Source organism: Streptomyces endophytica (assembly GCF_026153355.1).
Taxonomy (GTDB): domain Bacteria; phylum Actinomycetota; class Actinomycetes; order Streptomycetales; family Streptomycetaceae; genus Streptomyces; species Streptomyces endophytica.
This window is the reverse complement of the sequence record NZ_CP110636.1, coordinates 2,704,615-2,724,087: the sequence shown is the minus strand read 5'-3', so window position 1 is coordinate 2,724,087 and position 19,473 is coordinate 2,704,615. Positions and strand designations below refer to the sequence as shown.

Here is a 19,473-nt window from a genome sequence, read left to right as displayed (position 1 = left end):
GCGCGGGGCCGGTGCCATGCTGCGTCCCGTCAGCCCGGGCCGATCACGAAGGTCTGGTCGTCCGCGCCGGTGCGGCACGGGACGCCGACGGCCGTGGCGCCCGCCGCCGGGCCGCTGAGGCCGACGCACCGGTCGCCGTCGGTCAACCGCAGCCGGTACGCCGGCCGTCCGCCGTCGGTCCGCGCGTCGACCGGCTCGATCCGGAACCGCTGCGCGGGCCCGCCCGCCGTGCAGTCGTTCTGCGGCTCCAGCAGCCCGGCCAGGCCCGGCGCCCGCAGCAGGACCAGGCAGCCGGTGCCCTCGTCCGGGTGTGACCACTGGACGAGGTGGCGGCCGCCCCCGGCCGCCGTCAGCCGGGTGTGCGGGGCACCGCCTGCGCGCAGGGCCGTACCACCGCGACCGTGTGGTACGCGTGCGCCCGCAGCACCCGCCCGTCCGTCAGGCACAGCCCGGGTGCCCGCAGCGGACGGATCCGCACCTCGCCGGCCGGCGGGGTGGCGGCCGGCGCCCCGGGCTCCGCGCCGCCGTCCCCGGTCAGCAGCAGGACGCCGACGGCGAGCAGTACGGTGCCCAGCAGCGCGGCACCGGCCAGCAGCCGTCGCCGGGGGGCCGGACGGCGGGCGGCACCGGACGGCGGGCCGGGGGCGGGAGCGGCGCCGGGAGCGGTGTCGGGAGCGGCGCCGGGAGCGGGAGCGGCGCCGGGAGCGGCGCCGGGAGCGGTGTCGGGCTCCGGCGCCGGAGCGGGCGGGGCCGCCGTGCCCTCCGCGATGCGCTGCCGGGCCGCGAGCCACTCCCCGACCTCGTCCTCGGGGCGCCCGCACGCCCGCAGGAACGCGGCGAGCACCTCGGCCCGCGGCAGGGACTTCCGGTTGAGCACGTCCGCGAGGGTGCTGCGGGCGAGCACCTCGCCGCGCTCCGCCGCCCGCCGTTCCAGCTGACGGTAGGTCAGCCCGCTGCCGTCCTTGAGGTGTTGCATCAGCGCGACGAGTGCGGCCGGGTCGTGGGCCGCCGCCGGCCCCGCACCGCCGGTTCCCCCCGTGCGTGTCATGCCGGTCATTGAACCGCCGCCCCGGCCACGGCCACAACACCGTCTCCGGCCGTCCCGGACAGCGCCCGCCACCGTTCGAACAAGCCTCGCACCACCCGTCCGACCTGCCCGGACAGCGAGCGGTCCGTCCGGGACGGCCGGGGGGTCTTGCCGGACACCGGCCGGCCCAGCAAGGTCGTGTCCAGCCCCGGCCGGGCACACCGCACCAGCCACCAACCACCGCACACCCAACGGGAGATGTCCGATGCGCATCCGTCACCGGATCGTTCCGCTCGCCGCCGCGCTGGCCCTCACCGGCGGCCTCGCGGCCACCGGGGCCGCCCCGCGCTGGCCGCCCACCCGGCGCCCGGGAAGGCCGCCACGGCGGCGGCCGGCGGTACGTACCTGTACTTCAACAAGAACTGGAGCAAGCCCAGCGACTCCAGGCTCTCCCTGATGAGGAGTGTCCCGAACGCCAAGGACAAGGTGCTCGCCACGTACCGTGCGGGCTCCGGCAACGGCGGCCGCAACGGGACGAACGAGTGTGCCAGCATGCAGGGTTGGCTGCCCACCGGCAACTACCGGGTGCTGAACCACACCAAGCGCCACAACGGCGGCCGCAGCGGCATCAACGGCTACGCGATCCAGGTGCAGGACAAGGTGTGCAAGAACCACCGGACCAAGCGCACCGAGCTGTTCGTGCACAGCGAGATGAACGTCAACGGCACCCAGGGCGCCCGGCAGCCCGGCCGGGACAACCCCTACCGCTGGGACGGGGTCCGCGACTACTACTCGCTGGGCTGCATCAAGCTGACCCCGGCGCACATCAAGAACCTCTTCGCCAAGGCCGCGCACTACGGCTGGCCGACGAGGCTCAAGGTCGCCAACTGACCTCGTAGGGAACCACGGGGGCCGCGGGGGAACGGGGGCCACGGGGGAACGGGGGCCACGGGGGAACAGCGGGGGAACGGGGGAAGGCAGTTGGGGCGCACCCGGTCGACCGGGTGCGCCCCGCACGCATGGCGCGTACGCCGCCACGCGTGACCTTCAGGACTGCGGATCAGCTCTGGAAGCGGTCCCGCTCGTCGTGCAGCTCGTCCATCGGGTCGGGGGCGGGGCGACGGCCCTGCTGACCGCGCTCCTGCTGACCGCGCTCCTGCTGACCGCGTTCACGACCCTGCTGGCCACGCTGCCGGGCCCGGTCCTGGGCCTGCCGGCCGCGCTCGTCCGCCTCGTCGCGAGCGCTGCCCATGGCCTTCTGGGCCTGGTCCTTGAGCTCGTTGGCCTTGTCCTGGAACTGGTCCTTGATGCCCATGCTGTTCACTCCTAGTGGGGCGTAGGGGGAGGGCCCCGGACAAGAGTGACACGCCCGGACATTGCTCGCATTTCGATCACGTTCGACTACCCAGCGTCACAAACGCCAGGAAGTGAGCGGGTCCGTCAGCGGTCCGCGCGGGCCTTCTCGTCCGCCTCACCGCCGGCGCCGACCAGGCCGACCCGCATGCCGTCCAGCCGGTCCCCGAACCGCCGCATCTCCCGCTGGCCCACCGACCCGATGACCGACGGCAGGTACCCGCGCAGCGACTGCATCCCGCGCAGCCACCACTGCCCGTAGACGTGCGCGGAGCGGCGTTCGATGCCCGCCACGATCCGGTCCACCGCGGGTCCCAGCGGATAGGTCTTGTTCGACGGCCAGGGCAGCCGGGAGCGCAGTTCCCGCATGATGTCGTCCTGGTCCGCGCCGCGCACCATGTCGGTGTCGGTCCAGCTCAGATAGCCGACGCCGACCCGTACGCCCCGGTGGCCGACCTCGGCGCGCAGGCTGTGCGCGAACGCCTCGACGCCGGACTTCGAGGCGCAGTACGCGGTCATCATCGGCGCCGGGGTGATCGCGGCGAGCGAGGCGATCTGCAGGAAGTAGCCGCGGGACGCCATCAGCACGGGCAGGAAGGCCCGGCCGGTGACCGCACCGCCTATGAGGTTGACCTCGATGACCCGCCTCCAGGAGACCGGGTCGGAGTCGACGAAGGGGCCGCCGGTCGCCACCCCGGCGTTGGCGACGACCACGTCGACCTTCCCGAAGCGTTCCTTGACCCCGGCCGCGACCCGGGCCATCGCCTCGTGGTCGGTGACGTCGGCGTGCCAGTGGTGCGCCGGGCCGTGCAGCGCGGCGGCCACCTTCGCCAGCTCGTCCGGTTCCAGGCCGACCAGCGCCAGCGTCGCGCCGCGTGCCGACAGCTTGCGGGCCAGCAGCGCACCGACCCCGCGGGCCGCGCCGGTCACCACGACGACCTGCCCGTCCAGGCTCCTGCTCCCGCTCATGCGGTCTTCTCCTTCTTCTGGGCGGCCTTCGGGGTGGCCTGCCGCGCGCTCTTGTGGGCGGTGTCCTGGGCGGTCTTGTCGGCGGTGTCCTGGACGGTCTTCTGGGTGGGGACGGCGGCACCGGCGGTCGCCGCCGCGGACCGGTCGGCGTCGGGCCGGAGGTGGTCCCGGACGAGTTCCCGCAGCAGGCCGGCGACCGCGCCGGGGTCCTCGATGGGTGTCATGTGGCCCTTCCCCGGCAGCTCGGTCAGCCCGCGGAAGTCCGGCAGCACGGAGGCCAGCCGGCGGGACTGCACCGGCGGGGTCAGCCGGTCGGCGGCTCCCGCGAGCACCACCGTCGGCACCTCCAACCGGCTGACGCCGCCGGTCAGTTCGAGGATGGAGAGCACCTTGCCCCAGCGGGCCCGTACGGCCGGCGGGCAGGCGTGCACGATGCGGGCGCACGCCTCGATCTGCTCGGGGGTGGCCTCGGGGCTCATGGTCGCGTACGTCAGCGCGCGCCGGGTGAGCGGCGAGACCGGGCCGAGCGGGGCCCGGGAGCCCAGCAGCAGCCGGTGCGCGAGACGCCGGGCGCCCTCGCTGCGGAACGGGAACACCTGGGACGCGGCGGGCAGTCGGGCGCAGCCCGTACTGCACAGCATGGCGGCGGCGGCCCGGGCGCGCAGTTCCGGGCGCTCGGCGGCGGCCATGATCGTCATGCCGCCCATGGAGTGGCCGCCCACCACGGCGCGCTCGTCCGGGCCGAGGGTCGCCTCCAGTACGGCCACCAGGTCGTCGGCGAGCGCCGTCGTGCCGTAGCCCGCCGGGCCGGTGGCCGGGCTGCGGCCGTGGCCCCGCTGGTCGTAGACGACGACCTTGTGGTCGGCGGCCAGGTCGCGGACGACCGGGGCCCAGAAGGCGGTGGAGCAGGTCCAGCCGTGGGCCAGCACCACCGCGGGGGCGTCCTCGGGGCCGTGGGTCTCCGAGTAGATCCGGGCGCCGTCGGCCGAGATGACCTCGGTGGTCGTGCGCGGGACCGGCGGCGCATAGGGGCCGCTGGTGACGTGTCCGGGCCGGCGGCTCATGCGGCCACCTCCGCCCGGGCGTCGGCGGAGGCGCCCACCGGCGCGGCCGCGGTCGCGGTCTTCGGGCGCAGCACCTCGTACTCGGCGAGGTCGACCTGGCGGGTCAGCCGCTTGAACTCGCCGGTGGTCCCGGGCCAGGCGGTGGTGTTCCGCCCGCTCGCGTCGAGGTACCAGCTGTCGCAGCCGCCGGTGTTCCACACGGTGCGCTTCATCCTCTCCTGGATCATGCGGTTCCAGTCCTCCACCGCCTCCGGGCGGGCGCTCAGCGCGGTCTTCCCGCCGAGCAGGTCCAGCTGCCGGAGGTAGTCGGCCAGGTAGTTCAGCTGGGCCTCGATCATCAGGATCATCGAGCTGTTCCCGAGTCCGGTGTTGGGCCCGATGACGGTGAGGAAATTCGGGAATCCGGCCGCGCTGGCGCCGCGCAGCGAGGCCATGCCGTCCTTCCATTCCTCGGCGAGCGTGGTGCCCTTGGCGCCGGTCACCCGCTGGGCGATGGGCATGTCCGTCACATGGAATCCGGTCCCGAAGACGAGGGCGTCGGCCTCGACTTCGCTTCCGTCGGCGCCGATGAGGGTGTTTCCGCGCACTTCCTTGAGGCCGGAGGTCACCAGGTCCACATTCGGCCGGGCGAGCGCCGGATAGTAGGTGTTGGAGAGCAGGATCCGCTTGCAGCCGATGCGGTAGTCGGGCGTCAGCGCGGCCCGCAGCGCCGGGTCCTTGACCGCCTTCTTCAGGTGGCTCCGGGCCAGGAACTCGATCAGGCCCAGCCGGTCGGGGCGTTTGGTGAACGCGCTGACCTGCAACTCCCGTATGCCCCAGAGCAGTTGGCGACGCGCGGCCCGGGTCGCCGGGACCTTGGTGTGCAGCCATTTCTCGGCGGCGCTGATCCGGCGGTCGGCGCGCGGCAGCACCCACGGCGGGGTGCGCTGGAACAGCGTGAGCCGCCGCACCTCCGGCTGGATGGCGGGCACGATCTGGATCGCCGAGGCGCCGGTGCCGATCATGGCGACGCGCTTGCCGCGCAGCTCGTAGTCGTGGTCCCAGCGCGCGGAGTGGAAGACCTTCCCCGGGAAGGAATCCAGCCCCGGAACGTCCGGGACCTTCGGGTCGGACAGCGGGCCGGTGGCCGACACCACCACATCGGCGGTGAGCTCCCCGTTCGCGGTCTCGATCTCCCAGTGCAGTGCGTCGCCGTTCCACCGCAGATGCCGTACCTCGGCGTTGAACCTGAGGTGCGGCCGCAATCCGAAGATGTCGGTCACCCGCTCCAGATACGCCCGGATATGGGGCTGTCCGGAGAAATTCCGCGGCCATTCCGGATTGGGCGCGAAGGAGAACGAGTACAGATGCGAGGGCACGTCGCACGCGCACCCCGGATAGCTGTTGTCCCGCCAGGTCCCGCCCACCGAATCGGCCCGTTCCAGGACCACGAAGTCGGTGATCCCCTGGCGGCGCAGCCGTACCGCCGCCCCCAGACCACCGAATCCCGATCCGATCACCGCCACCCGCACGTGCTGTTCTTCGCGCCCGGCCATCCGCCGCCTCCCGAGTCCGACGCTCCACCTGCCCGCCCACGGCCCACGCATACCGCGACCACGGGGCGTTCCGCACACCGCCCGTCAATCACGCCAGCAATCACTGGCACGATCGGACACAAGGGGGAGCGTAGGGCAGCCACGTACCGAGCGGTAGGGGTCGGGCGGCAGGAAGTTACCGGCAGTTGCACCCCGGACCGCTGTCCCGCCCCCGGCATAGGCTGGCCCCGTGGCAGCGAACGAGAAGCCGAAGGACGAGCGCGCGGAGACCGGGGACGACCACCGCCCCGCGCGCGAATTCCGCATGACCGAGCTGGCCGAGGAGGCCGGCATCACGGTCCGCACGCTGCGCTTCTACCGCGAGCGCAAGCTCATCCCGCCGCCCCGCCGCGAGGGCCGGATCGCCTGGTACAACGAGCACCACCTCGCCCGCCTGCGCACCATCGGCGCCCTCCTGGAGCGCGGCCACACCCTCGGCGGGATCGCCGAGCTCCTCGCCGCCTTCGAGTCCGGCCGCGACGTCGGCGAACTCCTCGGCCTGCGGACCCCGTTGCTCCCCCCGTGGTCCGAGGAGACCCCGGTCCGCCTCAGTCCGGAGCAGCTCGCCGACCACTTCAGCGAGGACATCACCGCGGAGAACCTCTCCGCCTCCCTCGACATCGGCTATCTGGCCGTCGACGGCGACGAGTTCGTGCACATCAGCCGCCGTCTCCTGGACGCCTCCACCGAGCTGGTCAACAAGGGCATACCGCTGGCCGCCGTCCTGGAGGCCGGCCGCAGGGTGCGCGCCCACGCCGACGCCCTCGCCGACGTCTTCACCACCCTCATCCGCACCCACGTCCTGTCCGACATCCTCGAACGGGCCACGGCGGCGGACCCGCCCACCGCCCAGGAGGTCGAGCGGATAGCCCGCACCATCGAGGCCCTCCGCCCGCTCTCCAAGGGCGTCGTGGAGGCCGAACTCTCCATGGCGATGGACCGCCGCGTCCAGGCCGAACTGGAACAGTGGCTGAAGGAGCAGGGGCAGACCCCGCAGTGAGGCGCTGACGCCCCGTCACCGAGCGGCGGGACGAACGGCGTCCGGCCCTGTCCCGAAGGACAATTGCCGGTGCATCGCCCGCGTGGTTGGGTGCGGCGTCAGGTATGACACGACCGCACCTCAAGGGGGACATCCACGTGCGCATCCGTACGGGGGCCGCTTCCGCTGCCCTGGCCGGCCTGTTGGCCGTCGCCGCCACCGCCCCGGCCCAGGCCGACGACCGCGAGCCGACGCAGCCGCCCAGCAGCACCTACAGCAACGGCCACGGGCCCGGCGTGGCGGCCGGGGGCGGCGTCGGGGCCTTCCTCACCGACGGCGACAAGGTGCACTTCTCGCACACGGTCCGCGGCAACATCAACGCCCACGGCTGGTGGAAGCGGATCAACGGCCCGGCGAAGAAGGCCAAGGTCACGGTGTGGCTCCAGGTCAAGAACAACGGCCACTGGTACACCCTCAACAAGGGCGTCAAGACCGTCTACTCCGGCGGCGGCAGCGGCAAGCGGGCGTCGGCCGCCTGGAAGTGCACGAACCTCGTCGCGAAGTACTCGTTCCGCAGCGTCATCGACGTGGACATCGTGGGGTACCCCGACGACGACCACAAGAAGATCACCGACACCCAGTCGCTGTTCTGCGGAATCTGAGCAACGGCTGACGGCGGCACCGGAAGATAGCCTTCCGGTGCCGTCCGCTGTCCGGCCGTCCGCTTCCCGGGAGTGCCTGTGTTTCCGCCCACCGTGATCATCGGCCTGCACGGCATCCTCCGACGCTCCCCGTGGTTCGACCGGGTCGTCGAGCAGTATCGGGGCGCACCCGACGAGGACGGGGACGAGGGCTCGGTCGAGGAGGAGCTCCTCTCCCTCGCGCTCGACCGGGCCGGTGCCTACGGCTGGCAGACCGTGAGCCGCTGGCTGACCGAGAACGGACGCGTCACCGCCCGGCACGAACCCACCGCATGGGCGCACGAGGAGGCCGGCGGCGACTGGACACCGGACGGCCGGGTGCGCCAACTGGCCTGGCTGCAGGCCGGGGCGCTCACCGACCCGCCGCGGCTGGGTCTGCCCGTCCGGCCGATCGCCCTGGTGCTGGCCGAGACGCTGGCCCGGGTGGGCACCGTGACGTTCACCGGTCTGCACGCCCTGCTGCCCCTGCCGGCGGCCCGGCGCAACACCGCCTTCCACCAGACCGAATTGGCGCCGTGGTTCGCCCTGGCGGATCCGGACGCCCGGCACGAGGTCGTGGTGACGGTCTCCGGCCGTCCCGGGAAGGGCGCGGTGACCGGGGACGATGCCGCGGCCGTCCGCGAGGCGGTGCGGGAGATGGCGGACGGTGCGGTGGAGGTCCTGCCGCCCGGGGCGCACTCCGCGGCCTCCGTCACGTCCCCGGCCGGCCCGCCCGGGCTGGACCTCGATCTCGGTCGCGGGGTGCACACCGAGGGCATGCGCGAGGCGTTCCGGTTCGGCTGCGCCGCCCGGGAGTGGTCGCCGGACCTCGCGGTCTGGCTGGTGGAGATGGTCGCCGACGCGCTGCGCGCGGCGGGGCGGGTGGCACCGGTGGTGGTGACGGCCTCGCTGGTCCTCCCGCCGGCCTGAACCGAGAGACGCGGCTGTTTCCGGGGCTCTCGGGGTGCCCCGTCTGGCGTCTTGTGTTCTATTCCGTCCACCAGGAGCCCTTCAGCCTTCCGCCGGCGGGGCGAGTGGCACACAAGGCGCACGGGAAAGGGCAGGGCGGAATCTCTTCTCCATCGGGTACTTTCACGACGGCTGGAGTGTTGCCCCATATCGGGGATAAGCCACCGGCACGCTCTTCCCACTGCTGAACGGGCTCCTCGTTACTCACTCTGACTCCGATCCCGATAAATGCACCCCTGAGGGGCCGACCCCCGCGTTTGCGAAAGTCGACCCCGGACCAGCTCATCCGGAACCCGCCCCTACCGGCCTGGCGCCGCCGCCATCTCGGGAGGACGGGAGTCTCAGGAGGCCGGCTTACTTGTCTCCGCCGCTGGGCTGCGGGGCCGGATCGCGGGGCGCCTCCGGGGGCATCGGGCCACCGTCGTGCTTTCCGCCGTCTGCCTCCATATCGGCAGGGTGACGGAACGGGACGCCGTGCCAGCCTTCGGCATCAGGGGTGCGCGTCTCGAACGTCTCCACCGCTACAGCGCTCATCTCTCAACCTCCACTTCCGATGCGGCGCATTGCTTGCAGCCGGGAACTCGAAGCCCTTCGAGCAGCCAGTCGTCAAGGGCAGTTCCACGGCCTGTTGGCTGTACCGAATGGGACTTGTCATGGCATCGCCGCGGTTTGCCCTGGCGCGTTGTCTCGCTTCAGTCAACGGCTAAGTGCCGACCGGGCTCAACGAACTTCTATGGACTTGCATGAATTCACCCAAGGGCGGCGATTGCTGACGTGATCAGCTTCCTGGCGGAGGCTCCATAGACGGCGATACCTGCCAGCTCGCTGAAGGTCTTCGCGTACTCGGCGACCTCGCGTGGCTGCGTCACGGTGAGGCCGGCGGACACAAGCTCTGCGGATACCTGTTTGTCGTCGTACATGGAGAAGGCTTCGGCAGGCCACGCGTTGCCTCGCACAACGCCCATGGGGATCACACCAAGGCTCAGAGCGGGGGCGGTGGTCACCCCGATGAGGTGGCCGAGTTGGTCCGCCATCGTGGCGTGCGTGCCGATGATGGAACGAAGTACCCATTCCTCAATCAGGAAGGCGAAGCGACGCCCTCCCCTGTGCAGAATGCGTTGACGGTTCATGCGTGCGGCAACGGCCTCTTCGACGTCGTCAGGCGTCTGCCTCATCGCAACGACCGTGTTGAGGATGGCTCGGGTGTAGTCCTCGGTCTGGAGCAGGCCGGGAACGACTTGGGACTGATAGAAGCGGAACCAGACGGTTCGCTCGAATAGTGGCAGTACAGACTCCTGGACGCGTTTCAGGCCGGCGCTCTCCAGGCGGCGCCACTCGACGTACATGCCATCGATGCCACGAGCTGTGGCAATGAGGTCCGCGGCTTGTTCCTCGGCGTGGCAGATGCGGGTCCAGACTCGGATGTCCTCATCGGAAGGGGGGTCCTGCCGTTCTCAAGCCGTGAACTCTTCGATTCATGCCACCCCGCCGCCGCTGCCAGGGCACGAGCAGTCAGACCGGAGTCTTTACGGATCTCTCGGAGGCGCTTCCCGAGCGCTTCCCTGGCCTCCTGGACGCTGGAGGGAGGCGACGACGAGGACACAGATGTTCAGCCTTGGGCGAGCGATGGTTCAGACCGGCCTGTACTCCTCATGAGGCACCGCGCGTCGCCAAACCGACTCGAAGGCAGCGGAGCACAGACGCACCACTGACGGCTCGGCCGTTCGCTCCTCATCGCCCTCGGGGGATAGTTCTCCTTCGCCGGTGAAGTGCAGGAACACGACGAGGCTGTCATCGAAGAGCCAGAAGTCGTTGCCGGGGAGAGCCAGATCCGAAGCCCTGCGGCGCGGGAGCCACCGAACCTGTTCTCCGGCCGCAATGTTGGCCGGCGTGAGGCAGTGCTCGAAGCGAAGGTAGTCGCTCATCGGCTCCGAGAAGACCCGGGCGCGACGAACCTCCACCCCGCGGTTGGTGATCTCCTGCATCAGTGCAAGCCAAGGGCGCGACTCCGGGTCCCACTCGGACAGGAGGCTGCCGGGATCGTGCTGCCAGGAGATGAAGCTCGGGTCAGACCGCATGTAGCCGTCCCGCATCTCCAGATGCACGGCGGAGTGCTTGGCCTGTCGGAACAGTTCTTCAAACGTCGGTTCCTCGACCACCGCTCACCTCCGGGAAGAACTGCATCATGCGCTTGGGGATCTCGACAACCGTCTCGTGGGACGGGAGGTCGAGCTGGGACAGCCGCTCGTCGTCCAGGACCTTCCACCCTTGTACTACGTAGTTGTCGGTCTGGTCGTCGTAGTACACGGTCGGCGACTTGCCCTCGGGCGACTCGGGGTCCTTGCCGAGCATGTGCAGAGCCATGGTGACCTCCCTCGTTCGCGGTGGACGTGTACGAGCTTGCACTCAACTCCTCATATAACGCAGCGAACTTGCACGAACTTGCACGGGTTCCCGTGATGGGGCCATCCGCAGTTCCGCACCAGAACCGCGGACGTCCTCCGCGCTCCCCTCTTCGTCCCGCCGCCCTTGGTATGGCGGGACTGGGGCCGGGGGGAATTGTGTGGGCCCTCCGTGAGGAGCACGCCCGGCCACAGGTAGCCGGGGGTTGGTGGAGCAGGAATGCGATCACTGCGCTGATCACCGGGGCCGGCCGGCTCCCCTGGTGTTCTCTGTGACCTCCGCCGACTGGTGCTCGACCCGGTCCAGTCGGCCGGGGAGGTCGAGGCGCTCCGTGTCGTGGACCACGACTGTCACACCGTGATCGTCGCAGCGGAACGTCCCGCCGCATATCCGTGCGATCTCGTGCCACCCGAAGGGGCATCGCATGTGCTGCTCAGGCATGGTGACCACGCCCGTGGTTTCTGATCCGTTGGCCTGCGACGACGGCAGCAGCGAACTTCCGGCGCTTCCGGGCCTCGTAGCGCTCCTCGTCCAGCGCGCTGCACTCGGCACAGCCGGGAACGGGGTCGGGGCTGAGATCGGCGTACGGCTCACCGAGTGACACAGGGCGTTCGTGGTACCGATTGCCGCTCATCGCCGCGCCGTCTTCACGATGTGGGTGAGCCGGGCGGTCTGGCTGACAGTGGTGGTCATGGCACCCTCCTTGACCCTCTGTAGTGGTTCCACTACCGGGGCGACTCAGCGTGGCCTACAGTCGGACTGTCCTCAACTTGCTCCTTTTGAGCGGAGAGTTGGTCGCCTGGATGGTGAACCGCAAGGAATTGGACCCCAACGCATCGCCCGGCGCGCGCTTCGGGCAGCGTTTACGCAGGTTGCGGGACGAACGCGGCTGGACACAGGACGAGCTCGCGGAACGAATGGGATGCTCCGGAACGCATATTTCCGCTGTTGAAACTGGTCGGCGCCCCCCGACTCCTCGTTTCACTGCAAGCGCTGACAGGGTGTTCGGCACTGGCGACCAGTTAGAGCGTCAGGGGCGGGCCGTACGGAACAGCGCGATACTTGAGGGGTTCCCGGAGTTCGTTGCGCAGGAGGTACGCGCGGCGGAGATCAGGCTCTTTGAGTTGGGCATCATTCCTGGGCTGCTCCAGACCCCGGACTACGCTGCCGCCATCACGACCGGCGCCGTCCGCCGAGGGGCCATCACGGAGCAACAGGCAGAGGAGCGGTTGTCTCTGCTCGCGGAGCGGCAGGCATCCCTGGAGCGCACGCCTGCACCGATGGTCTACGCGGTTCTGGACGAGAGCTGCATACGGCGGTCGGTAGGCAGCCCCGGTGTCATGACGGCACAGTTGGACCGACTTGCCGCGTTCGCCGAGCTGCCCTCCACGGTCCTCCAAGTGGCCCCATTCGATCTCGGCGAACGCCGAGCGTTCGATTTGCCGGTAACACTGTTGACCCTCGCCGATCGATCCCACGTCGCCTACGCGGAGTCCGCACAGCAAGGGCGGCTGGAGCGCGAATTGAGGTTCGTGCAGCCTCTGCTGACGGCCTACCATCAGCTACAGGCCGAAGCACTGTCGCAGGCGGCATCCATGGCCATGATCGAACAGCTTCGAAAGGGTTCCCAGTGACGACCGAATCCCCTCGCTGGTTCAAGTCCTCCTACAGCAGCAACGGCGGCCAGTGTGTCGAGGTCGCCACCAACCTCGTGTCCTCTCAGGGCGTCGTCCCCGTCCGTGACAGCAAGGCGCCGCAGCACCCGGCCCTCTCCCTCCCCATCGCGTCCTTCTCCGCCTTCATCGCGGCCCTCAAGAACGACGCGTTCTGAGGCCGGAGCGGCCGTGAGCGCAGCAGAACGGCCCTCTTCGCACGATGGCGAAGAGGGCCGTTTGCGTTGGCCAGGGAACGGAGAAGGAGACGGGGAACGAGGAAGAGAGACGGCCGCCGGGGGCAGACCGTCCCCCGGCCCTGCCCCGGCTACTGCTCGTAGACCACCGTCACCGGCGCGTGGTCGCTCCACCGCTGGTCGTACGCCGCCGCCCGCTCCACGTACGCCTTCACCGCGCGCTCGGCCAGCCCCGGTGTGGCCAGGTGGTAGTCGATGCGCCAGCCGGCGTCGTTGTCGAAGGCGCGGCCGCGGTAGGACCACCAGGAGTAGGGGCCCTCGGTGTCGGGGTGGAGGGCGCGGACGACGTCGACGTAGCCGCCGCCGGTCCCGGTGAGGACGTCGGTGAGCCAGGCCCGCTCCTCGGGGAGGAAGCCGGACTTCTTCTGGTTGGCCTTCCAGTTCTTGAGGTCGGCCTCCTGGTGGGCGATGTTCCAGTCGCCGCAGACCACGACCTCACGCCCGTCGGCCGCGGCGCGCTTGCGCAGGTCGACGAGGTAGGGCAGGAACTCCGCCATGAAGCGTTCCTTCTCGTCCTGCCGCTCGGTGCCGACCTCGCCGGAGGGCAGGTAGAGGCTGGCGACGGTCACGCCGGGCAGGTCCGCCTCGACGTACCGGCCGCTGGTGTCGAACTCGGACGAGCCGAAGCCGATCCGGACCCGGTCCGGCTCGCGGCGGGTGTACAGGGAGACGCCGGCGCGGCCCTTGGCGGCGGCCGGGGCGTGCACGGTGAACCAGCCGGCCGGCTCGCGGACCTCGTCCGGCAGCTGGGCGGTCTCGGCCCGTACCTCCTGCAGGCAGAGCACATCGGCCGAGGTCTCCGCCAGCCACGGGACGAAGCCCTTCTTGGCCGCGGCGCGCAGCCCGTTCACATTCACAGAGGTCACGGTGAGCATCCGGGCACGATACCCAGACCGCGGCGTTGATCGTCTTCGGGCCGTACGGCACGGGCCGCAGGGCAGGGGCCGTCCGTCCCTCGTCGGGTGCGGTGCCCCGGCCCGTACCCTCCTGGGTATGGAGACCCCCCCCGTCCGGACCGGCCCCGTCGAGATACGCCCGGTCCGCTACGACCACCCCGACGCCGTGACGCTCGACACCCTGGTGCAGCAGGAGTACGTCCTCCGCTACGGCGACGGGGACATGACGCCGCTGGACCCGGAGATGTTCGTGCCGCCGCGCGGGACGTTCCTGGTCGCGTACGAGGGTGAGACGCCGCTGGCCACCGGCGGCTGGCGGGTGCAGGAGGACACCGCCGAGGGGTACGCCGTCGGGGACGCCGAGATCAAGCGGATGTTCGTGCTGCCACAGGCGCGCGGGCGGGGCCTGGCGCGGCGGATCCTGGCCGCCCTGGAGGCCGACGCCCGGGCCGCGGGGCGCTCGCGGATGGTGCTGGAGACCGGCATCAAGCAGCCCGAGGCGCTGGCGCTGTACGCCTCCGCCGGCTATCTGGCGGTGCAGAAGTTCGGGCTGTACCGCACCTACGAGGACAGCCGCTGCCTGGCGAAGACGCTGGGGGACGCGGCGGCCGGCTGAGCCGTCGGGGAGGTGCCCGCCCGTCCGGTGCCGCGGCCCCGGCGGCACCGGACGCTGTTTGACAGTGATCGTGGCCGCTCCCCATACTCATTCCACTAATCAACTAGCTAAAGGGGGATCCGTGAGCGACGACCCGAGCCCCTGGGCCATCGAGGCCGCAGGACTGGGGAAGAAATACCGCCGCGGCTGGGCGCTGCGGGACTGCTCCTTCCGGCTTCCCGCCGGCCGCATCTGCGCCCTCGTCGGGCCGAACGGCGCCGGCAAGAGCACCTTCCTCGGCACCGCGACCCGCCTGGTGACGCCGACCACCGGAACGCTGCGGCTGTTCGGCGTCCCGGTGACCGACCCGGCCGTCATGGCGCGGACGGCGTTCCTCGCCCAGGACAAGCCGCTCTACACCCGCTTCACGGTCGCCGAGATGCTGCGGCTGGGCCGTGAGCTGAACCCGCGCTGGGACCAGGCGCTGGCCGAGCGGGTCGTACGGTCCGGCAACGTGCCGCTCACCGCCCGGATCGGCACCCTCTCCGGCGGCCAGCGCACCCGCGTCGCCTTCGCCCTGGCCTTCGGCAAACGGCCCGACCTGCTGCTGCTCGACGAGCCGATGGCCGACCTCGACCCGCTGGCCCGGCACGAACTGTCCGGCCTGCTGATGGCCGAGGCCGCCGAGCACGGCACGACCGTGCTGATGTCCTCCCACCTGGTCTCCGAGATGGAGGAGATGTGTGACTACCTCCTGCTGCTCGCGGACGGCCGGCTGCGGATGGCCGGGCCCACCGACGCGCTGGTGCCCGCGCACATGCTGGTGACCGGGGTGGCCTCCGGCGACGACGGGGTCCCCGAGGAGCTGCGGCAGCAGCACACCGTGGTCGAATCGCGGGTGACCGGGCGGCAGTTCAGCGCCCTGGTCCGGCCCGGCGGCCCGCTCTCGGACAGCTGGGAGGCGCTGGTGCCCAACATGGAAGAAGTACTGCTGGCCTATCTGCGGTCGCCCGGCGCGCCGGACCTGATCGCCGGCGAAGCGCGGCTCGACGCCTCCGGGGAGGTGGCGGCATGACAACCACCACCGCCCCCGCCCCCACCACGGCCGCCCCGGGCCGAGGCCTGCTGCGCGGACTGCCCTGGGTGGTCTGGCGCCGGCACCGCACCTTCCTGCGCGCTGCCCTGCTGCTCACCGTCATCGGTTGCGCGCTCTTCCTCTACCAGCGCATGGGCGTCATGGACTTCCTGCACGGGAAGGGCGCCCCGCCGGAGGGCAACGAGAAGCTGCTCACCGAGTTCCGGAGCCGCTTCGGCTCGACCTTGGAGAGCGACATGGAGTACCTGCGGTACGTGCCGTTCGTCGTCGGGGTCTTCCTCGGCGCACCGCTGATCGCGCGCGAGCAGGAACACGGCACCCTCAAGCTGGTCACCACCCAGTCGGTCAGCCGCAGCCGCTGGCTCGCCGCCACGCTCGGCCTGCCGCTGGCCGTCGCGGTGGCCTGCTCCGCCCTGCTGTCGGCGGTCTTCACCTGGGTGTGGACACCGGTCCACGGCATGGACGTCAACGGGGACTGGCTGACCGGCGGCGCCTTCGAGTCCACCGGCCCGGTGCCGGCCGCCCGGGCCCTCTTCCTGGCCGCCTGCGGTATCGCCCTGGGCATGCTGATCAAGCGGGTGGTGCCGGCCATGGCCGCCACCGCCTTCGTCGCCCTGGCCACCTCCGTGGTGTGGGAGCGGTTCCGGGGCGAGCTCGGCGCCGTCCGCAGCATCACCTACCCCTACAACGGCGACGGGCCGAACCTGCCGTTCGACGCCGCCCGGTTCGACGACTGGGTCGCCACCGCCGACGGCAGGCTCTACGGCTTCGGCACCTGCGTCAGCACCGACAGCGGAGCCGACCACGCCTGCCGGGCGAAGCTGGGCATCGTCAACCGCGTGATCCAGTACTTCGACTACGAGCAGATGGCCGGGATGCAGTGGCTCGGCGCTGCCGTCCTGGTGGCGCTGGCCGCCGTGGTGCTGGCGTTCGTCGTCTGGCGCACCCGGCGGCGGCCGCTCTGAACGGCACGGCCCGGCGCCGCGCCACGGGCGGCGCTTTGACACCCCGCACGGGCGGCCGGATGATCAATCGGTCGGGCCGCACGGCCCGGCGCCGCCCGGGAGGGGCCCGGGGGCGGTCCCGGCGGCACGGGGGAAAGCAGCAGAGAGGTGGTGAGCGCCGTGGAGTTCCGCATCGACCGCCGCAGTGGCGTCGCCACCTACCTCCAGATCGTCCAGCAGGTCCAGCAGGCGCTGCGGCTGGGCATCCTCGTCGAGGGCGACCGGCTGCCGACCGCGGCGCAGGTCGCTGCGACGACCAAGGTCAACCCCAACACGACCCTGAAGGCCTACCGCGAGCTGGAGCGCGAGGGCCTGGTCGAACCGCGCCCCGGCCTCGGCACGTTCGTCAGCCGTACGCTCGCCCGCCCCTCCTCCGCGGCGGACGCCCTGCTGCGCGAGGAGCTGCGCGCCTGGATGGAGCGGGCCCGCGCGGAGGGACTGGCCCGGGAGGACGTCCAGGCGCTGATGAACTCCCTGCTGGAGGAGCGGTATCCGAAGGGCTGAGCCGGGCCGGTCCACCGCGGTGGACCGGCCCGGCCGGGGCGGCCCCCGGCAGCCGGCCGCCCGCTTGACCCTCACGTCACGTCAGGGCACACCCTGAAGCGGTACGGCCCCACGGGACGAAAGGCGCTGCGATGAGCTACTCGGTCGGTCAGGTCTCCGGCTTCGCCGGGATCACGGTGCGCACCCTGCACCACTACGACAAGACCGGTCTGCTCTGCCCCAGCGACCGCAGCCCCGCCGGCTACCGCCAGTACAGCGACGCCGACCTCGCCCGGCTGCAGCAGATCCTCTTCTACCGGCAGCTCGGCTTCCCGCTGGAGGAGATCGCCGCCATCCTGGCGGACCCCCAGGCCAACGCCCTCGACCACCTCCGCGCCCGGCACCGGCTCCTCAACGAGCAGATCGGCAAGCTGCAGCGGCTGGTCGAGGTCGCCGAGCGGGCCATGGAGGTGCAGCAGGCCGGGGTCGAACTGACGCCGCAGGAGCGGTTCGAGGTCTTCGGCGAGGTGGCCTTCGACCTCACCTACGCCACCCAGGCCCATCTGAAGTGGCAGCACAGCGAGGGCCACCAGCGCTCGATGGCGCGGGCCGCCGCGCACTCCAAGGACGACTGGGCCACGCTCATGGCCGAGGCCGCCGACTGGCGCCGCCGGCTGCTGGCCGCCTTCGACGCCGAGGAGCCCGCGGACGGCGAGCGCGCCATGGACCTCGCGGAGGAACAGCGGCAGCACATCAGCCGCTGGTTCACCCCCTGCCCCACCGACATGCACGGCCGGATCGCCGATGACTTCGCCGCCGATCCCCGCGCGTTCGCACTGATCGTCCCGCCCACGGAACAGCGCCCCGGTCTCGCCCCGTACCTGCGCACCGCCGTCCACGCCAACGCCGTACGCCACCCGGACGGCGACGGCTCCTGAGGCCCGCCGCGCGCTGAGCGCCGCACTCGTACCCCGGTACCTCTCGACCCCCGAACCTCCCTAAGGCTGCCCACCCATGCCCAAAATCCTGCTCACCGCCGCCGGGTCGTACGGCGACGTCGCCCCCTACACCGGCGTCGGCGCCCGGCTCCGCGCGGCCGGCCACGACGTCACGCTCGCCACCCACGACGCCTACGAACCCCTCGTCCGCGCCGCCGGCCTCACGTTCCGCCGGCTGCCCGCCGATCCGCGCGGCCGGCGCCCGGCCGACGGCACCGCACCGCCGCAGGGCGCCCCGCCCGGCCGCCGCGCGCTGATGCGCCGGGCCGCCGCCTTCATCGAGGAACTGGGCGGGGGCATGGCCGACGCCGCCGACGACGGCACCGAGCTCCTGCTGCTCTCCGCCACCACCGCACCGCTCGGCCACCACCTCGCCGAGGCGCACGGCATCCCGTCGCTGGGCCTGTTCCTCGTCCCGCAGGCCCCCACCGGCGACTTCCCCCCCGTCGTCAGCGGCGGCCGCTCCCTGGGCCGCCGGGGCAACCGCGCCCTGGGCCGCCTCTCCCTCCGCGTCATCGACCGCCTCTACGCCGGCGCCACCCGCACCCTGCGCGCCCGCCTCGGCCTGCCGCCCGCCACGCCCGCCACCGTCCGGCGCCGCGCCGAAGCGGCCGGCTGGCCGGTCCTGCACGGCTTCAGCGAGACCCTGCTCCCCCGCCCCGCCGACTGGCGCGCCGGCCTCGACGTGGTCGGCAACTGGTGGCCCTGGCACGCCCCGGACGCCCAACTCCCGCCCGCCGTACGGGACTTCCTGGCGGCCGGCCCACCCCCGGTCTTCCTCGGCTTCGGCAGCATGGCGGGCGGCGAGGGGGAGCGCCTCGGCGAGCTGGCGGTACGGGCCCTGCGGCGCGCCGGGGTCCGCGGCATCCTCCAGTCCGGCTGGGCCGGCCTGTCCGCCGCGCACGCACCCGGCGCGGACGACGTCCTCACCGTCGGCGAGGTGCCGCACGCCCTGCTGTTCCCGCACATGGCCGCGGTCGTCCACCACTGCGGCGCAGGCACCACCGCGGCCGGGCTGCGCGCCGGGTGCCCACCGTCCCCGTCCCGGTCACCGCCGACCAGCCCTTCTGGGCCGCCCGCCTGGCCGCCTCCGGCGTCGCCACCGCCCCCATCCCCTTCGCCCACCTCACCGGCGACACCGGCGTCGCCCGCCTGGCCCACGCCCTCACCCAGGCCACCACCGGCCCCGAACGCCCCGCCCGCGCCCGCGCCGCGGCCGCCCGCCTCGCCACGGAGGACGGCACCGGCGCGGTCGCCGAAACGGTCGCCCGGCTCATGAGCTGAGGCCCCGGGCGGTCGCGAACACGGTCGGCCGCCTCACGAGTTCATGAGCCGAGGCCCGGGCGGTCGCATCCGGGAGCAGGACGACGGCACGCACACCACACCACCAAGCACCGCATCGCCGCAGGCCGCCACCCGATCGGCGGCCCATCGCCCCGCCCCGGGATGCGACCGCCCGCCACAGGGCGTGGGC

The 19,473-nt window shown here is 71.8% G+C and carries 20 protein-coding genes and 2 pseudogenes; 12 read left to right on the top strand and 10 right to left on the bottom strand.

Features of this window, described 5'->3' with window-relative positions:
- Positions 1-29: 29 nt before the first annotated feature.
- Both OJ254_RS12330 and OJ254_RS12325 read right to left on the bottom strand, forming a co-directional pair.
- Positions 30-446, bottom strand: coding sequence for an RICIN domain-containing protein (locus OJ254_RS12330; protein ID WP_265362360.1), 417 nt, complete (start codon positions 444-446; stop codon positions 30-32).
- Positions 350-1,048: a helix-turn-helix domain-containing protein gene (locus tag OJ254_RS12325; RefSeq protein ID WP_265362359.1), complete on the bottom strand. Its 699-nt coding sequence runs from the start codon at positions 1,046-1,048 to the stop codon at positions 350-352. The genes OJ254_RS12330 and OJ254_RS12325 overlap by 97 nt, the downstream gene beginning before the upstream one ends.
- 435 nt (positions 1,049-1,483) lie before the next feature.
- Here OJ254_RS12325 and OJ254_RS12320 point away from each other — a divergent pair, with 435 nt between their 5' ends.
- On the top strand, positions 1,484-1,918 hold the full coding sequence (locus tag OJ254_RS12320; protein WP_265362358.1) for a hypothetical protein: 435 nt from the start codon (positions 1,484-1,486) through the stop codon (positions 1,916-1,918).
- A gap of 169 nt (positions 1,919-2,087) precedes the next feature.
- Here OJ254_RS12320 and OJ254_RS12315 read toward each other — a convergent pair whose 3' ends face one another.
- From OJ254_RS12315 to OJ254_RS12300, 4 genes are all read right to left on the bottom strand, one after another.
- Positions 2,088-2,342, bottom strand: a complete 255-nt coding sequence (locus OJ254_RS12315) for a hypothetical protein (RefSeq protein ID WP_265362357.1) — start codon at positions 2,340-2,342, stop codon at positions 2,088-2,090.
- Between the two features lie 125 nt (positions 2,343-2,467).
- The gene (locus tag OJ254_RS12310) at positions 2,468-3,349 is read right to left on the bottom strand and encodes an SDR family oxidoreductase (protein WP_265362356.1); all 882 of its coding nucleotides are present in this window, start codon (positions 3,347-3,349) and stop codon (positions 2,468-2,470) included.
- Positions 3,346-4,413, bottom strand: coding sequence for an alpha/beta fold hydrolase (locus OJ254_RS12305; RefSeq protein WP_265362355.1), 1,068 nt, complete (start codon positions 4,411-4,413; stop codon positions 3,346-3,348). The genes OJ254_RS12310 and OJ254_RS12305 overlap by 4 nt, the downstream gene beginning before the upstream one ends.
- The gene (locus OJ254_RS12300) at positions 4,410-5,948 is read right to left on the bottom strand and encodes a flavin-containing monooxygenase (RefSeq protein WP_265362354.1); all 1,539 of its coding nucleotides are present in this window, start codon (positions 5,946-5,948) and stop codon (positions 4,410-4,412) included. The genes OJ254_RS12305 and OJ254_RS12300 overlap by 4 nt, the downstream gene beginning before the upstream one ends.
- Positions 5,949-6,252: 304 nt before the next feature.
- On the opposite strand from OJ254_RS12300, the gene OJ254_RS12295 reads away from it, so the two are divergent.
- The 3 genes from OJ254_RS12295 to OJ254_RS12285 all read left to right on the top strand — a co-directional run bounded on the left by OJ254_RS12295 (position 6,253) and on the right by OJ254_RS12285 (position 8,576).
- A complete protein-coding gene (locus OJ254_RS12295; protein WP_265365132.1) occupies positions 6,253-6,987 on the top strand; it encodes a MerR family transcriptional regulator in 735 nt (244 codons plus the stop codon).
- Positions 6,988-7,091: 104 nt separating this feature from the next.
- Positions 7,092-7,628: a hypothetical protein gene (locus tag OJ254_RS12290; RefSeq protein WP_265362353.1), complete on the top strand. Its 537-nt coding sequence runs from the start codon at positions 7,092-7,094 to the stop codon at positions 7,626-7,628.
- A 78-nt stretch (positions 7,629-7,706) separates the two neighbouring features.
- A complete protein-coding gene (locus tag OJ254_RS12285) occupies positions 7,707-8,576 on the top strand; it encodes a hypothetical protein (protein ID WP_265362352.1) in 870 nt (289 codons plus the stop codon).
- Between the two features lie 788 nt (positions 8,577-9,364).
- On the opposite strand, the pseudogene OJ254_RS12280 reads toward OJ254_RS12285, so the two are convergent.
- The 3 genes and pseudogenes from OJ254_RS12280 to OJ254_RS12270 all read right to left on the bottom strand — a co-directional run bounded on the left by OJ254_RS12280 (position 9,365) and on the right by OJ254_RS12270 (position 10,979).
- Positions 9,365-10,149 (bottom strand): annotated as a pseudogene (locus tag OJ254_RS12280) (DUF5753 domain-containing protein).
- Between the two features lie 97 nt (positions 10,150-10,246).
- Positions 10,247-10,774, bottom strand: a complete 528-nt coding sequence (locus OJ254_RS12275; protein ID WP_265362351.1) for a DUF6879 family protein — start codon at positions 10,772-10,774, stop codon at positions 10,247-10,249.
- Entirely contained in the window at positions 10,752-10,979 is a 228-nt protein-coding gene (locus OJ254_RS12270) for a hypothetical protein (RefSeq protein ID WP_261950953.1), read from the bottom strand. The genes OJ254_RS12275 and OJ254_RS12270 overlap by 23 nt, the downstream gene beginning before the upstream one ends.
- An 842-nt stretch (positions 10,980-11,821) precedes the next feature.
- Between OJ254_RS12270 and OJ254_RS12265 the strand changes: the two genes are divergently transcribed.
- Both OJ254_RS12265 and OJ254_RS12260 read left to right on the top strand, forming a co-directional pair.
- Complete coding sequence (locus tag OJ254_RS12265; RefSeq protein WP_265365131.1) at positions 11,822-12,652, top strand: helix-turn-helix domain-containing protein; 831 nt, start codon at positions 11,822-11,824, stop codon at positions 12,650-12,652.
- Positions 12,649-12,849, top strand: a complete 201-nt coding sequence (locus OJ254_RS12260; protein ID WP_261950952.1) for a DUF397 domain-containing protein — start codon at positions 12,649-12,651, stop codon at positions 12,847-12,849. The genes OJ254_RS12265 and OJ254_RS12260 overlap by 4 nt, the downstream gene beginning before the upstream one ends.
- A 149-nt stretch (positions 12,850-12,998) precedes the next feature.
- On the opposite strand, the gene OJ254_RS12255 is transcribed toward OJ254_RS12260, so the two are convergent.
- The gene (locus tag OJ254_RS12255) at positions 12,999-13,802 is read right to left on the bottom strand and encodes an exodeoxyribonuclease III (RefSeq protein ID WP_265362350.1); all 804 of its coding nucleotides are present in this window, start codon (positions 13,800-13,802) and stop codon (positions 12,999-13,001) included.
- A gap of 118 nt (positions 13,803-13,920) precedes the next feature.
- On the opposite strand from OJ254_RS12255, the gene OJ254_RS12250 reads away from it, so the two are divergent.
- The 6 genes and pseudogenes from OJ254_RS12250 to OJ254_RS12225 all read left to right on the top strand — a co-directional run bounded on the left by OJ254_RS12250 (position 13,921) and on the right by OJ254_RS12225 (position 19,283).
- Positions 13,921-14,439, top strand: a complete 519-nt coding sequence (locus OJ254_RS12250) for a GNAT family N-acetyltransferase (protein WP_265362349.1) — start codon at positions 13,921-13,923, stop codon at positions 14,437-14,439.
- 121 nt (positions 14,440-14,560) lie between these two features.
- The gene (locus OJ254_RS12245) at positions 14,561-15,493 is read left to right on the top strand and encodes an ABC transporter ATP-binding protein (protein WP_265362348.1); all 933 of its coding nucleotides are present in this window, start codon (positions 14,561-14,563) and stop codon (positions 15,491-15,493) included.
- A complete protein-coding gene (locus OJ254_RS12240) occupies positions 15,490-16,479 on the top strand; it encodes an ABC-2 transporter permease (RefSeq protein ID WP_265362347.1) in 990 nt (329 codons plus the stop codon). The genes OJ254_RS12245 and OJ254_RS12240 overlap by 4 nt, the downstream gene beginning before the upstream one ends.
- 147 nt (positions 16,480-16,626) lie before the next feature.
- Positions 16,627-17,022 carry a GntR family transcriptional regulator gene (locus OJ254_RS12235; protein WP_261950947.1) on the top strand — a complete coding sequence of 132 codons (396 nt, stop codon included), beginning with the start codon at positions 16,627-16,629 and terminating at the stop codon, positions 17,020-17,022.
- A gap of 131 nt (positions 17,023-17,153) precedes the next feature.
- Positions 17,154-17,939 carry a MerR family transcriptional regulator gene (locus OJ254_RS12230; protein WP_265362346.1) on the top strand — a complete coding sequence of 262 codons (786 nt, stop codon included), beginning with the start codon at positions 17,154-17,156 and terminating at the stop codon, positions 17,937-17,939.
- A gap of 76 nt (positions 17,940-18,015) precedes the next feature.
- Positions 18,016-19,283 (top strand): annotated as a pseudogene (locus tag OJ254_RS12225) (glycosyltransferase).
- Positions 19,284-19,473: the final 190 nt, after the last annotated feature.

Coding starts and splice junctions, on each gene's coding strand:
- OJ254_RS12325 (WP_265362359.1), bottom strand. CDS start 1,048: ATGACACGCACGGGGGGAACCGGCGGTGCGGGGCCGGCGGCGGCCCAC.
- OJ254_RS12320 (WP_265362358.1), top strand. CDS start 1,484: ATGAGGAGTGTCCCGAACGCCAAGGACAAGGTGCTCGCCACGTACCGT.
- OJ254_RS12315 (WP_265362357.1), bottom strand. CDS start 2,342: ATGGGCATCAAGGACCAGTTCCAGGACAAGGCCAACGAGCTCAAGGAC.
- OJ254_RS12310 (WP_265362356.1), bottom strand. CDS start 3,349: ATGAGCGGGAGCAGGAGCCTGGACGGGCAGGTCGTCGTGGTGACCGGC.
- OJ254_RS12305 (WP_265362355.1), bottom strand. CDS start 4,413: ATGAGCCGCCGGCCCGGACACGTCACCAGCGGCCCCTATGCGCCGCCG.
- OJ254_RS12300 (WP_265362354.1), bottom strand. CDS start 5,948: ATGGCCGGGCGCGAAGAACAGCACGTGCGGGTGGCGGTGATCGGATCG.
- OJ254_RS12295 (WP_265365132.1), top strand. CDS start 6,253: ATGACCGAGCTGGCCGAGGAGGCCGGCATCACGGTCCGCACGCTGCGC.
- OJ254_RS12290 (WP_265362353.1), top strand. CDS start 7,092: ATGACACGACCGCACCTCAAGGGGGACATCCACGTGCGCATCCGTACG.
- OJ254_RS12270 (WP_261950953.1), bottom strand. CDS start 10,979: ATGGCTCTGCACATGCTCGGCAAGGACCCCGAGTCGCCCGAGGGCAAG.
- OJ254_RS12265 (WP_265365131.1), top strand. CDS start 11,822: ATGGTGAACCGCAAGGAATTGGACCCCAACGCATCGCCCGGCGCGCGC.
- OJ254_RS12255 (WP_265362350.1), bottom strand. CDS start 13,802: ATGCTCACCGTGACCTCTGTGAATGTGAACGGGCTGCGCGCCGCGGCC.
- OJ254_RS12250 (WP_265362349.1), top strand. CDS start 13,921: ATGGAGACCCCCCCCGTCCGGACCGGCCCCGTCGAGATACGCCCGGTC.
- OJ254_RS12240 (WP_265362347.1), top strand. CDS start 15,490: ATGACAACCACCACCGCCCCCGCCCCCACCACGGCCGCCCCGGGCCGA.
- OJ254_RS12230 (WP_265362346.1), top strand. CDS start 17,154: ATGAGCTACTCGGTCGGTCAGGTCTCCGGCTTCGCCGGGATCACGGTG.